The sequence below is a fragment of the Streptococcus mitis genome, from assembly GCF_003942695.1.
Lineage (GTDB): Bacteria > Bacillota > Bacilli > Lactobacillales > Streptococcaceae > Streptococcus > Streptococcus mitis_BD.
Window position 1 is genome coordinate 1 of the sequence record NZ_RJNU01000028.1, and the last position, 759, is coordinate 759.

A 759-nucleotide genomic window follows, 5' to 3' on the forward strand; every position below is an offset into this window, starting at 1 on the left:
AGCATTAACCCCAAGCGACAGTGCAACTTATGTGAATGGTGCCTCTGTTTCCGCTCAGCAACCATCTCAAACTACATACACCGACGCAGTGAACGACGGCACATGGACCTTCAAGGGTTATGACGCAGCTAGCGCTGTGGTCAACAAGACAAATGTAGAGTTTGTAGGGAAATGGGCCTTTGAAGCTAAGAAGTACCAAGCTACTTACCGCTTCGAGAGCGCAACAGCAGGGAAATCTCTTCCAGCAGCCATCGCAGCCTTGACTCCAAGCGACAGTGCAACTTATGTGAATGGTGCCTCTGTTTCCGCTCAGCAACCAGCCCAAACCACTTACACAGATACTGTGAACGGCGGTACTTGGACCTTCAAAGGTTACGACGTAACTAGCGCCGTTGTCAACAAGGCAAATGTAGAGTTTGTAGGAAAATGGGCCTTTGAAGCTAAGAAGTACCAAGCTACTTACCGCTTCGAGAGCGCAACAGCAGGTAAGGCTCTTCCAGCAGCCATCGCAGCATTAACCCCAAGCGACAGTGCAACTTATGTGAATGGTGCCTCTGTTTCCGCTCAGCAACCATCTCAAACTACATACACCGACGCAGTGAACGACGGCACATGGACCTTCAAGGGTTATGACGCAGCTAGCGCTGTGGTCAACAAGACAAATGTAGAGTTTGTAGGGAAATGGGCCTTTGAAGCTAAGAAGTACCAAGCTACTTACCGCTTCGAGAGCGCAACAGCAGGGAAATCTCTTCCAGCAGC

The 759-nt window shown here is 50.1% G+C and carries 1 protein-coding gene; it reads left to right on the plus strand.

Going from position 1 to position 759, the window contains the following annotated elements:
• Positions 1–759 (plus strand): SHIRT domain-containing protein (locus D8852_RS09915; protein WP_221762955.1); only part of this gene is annotated, 759 nt, incomplete at both ends.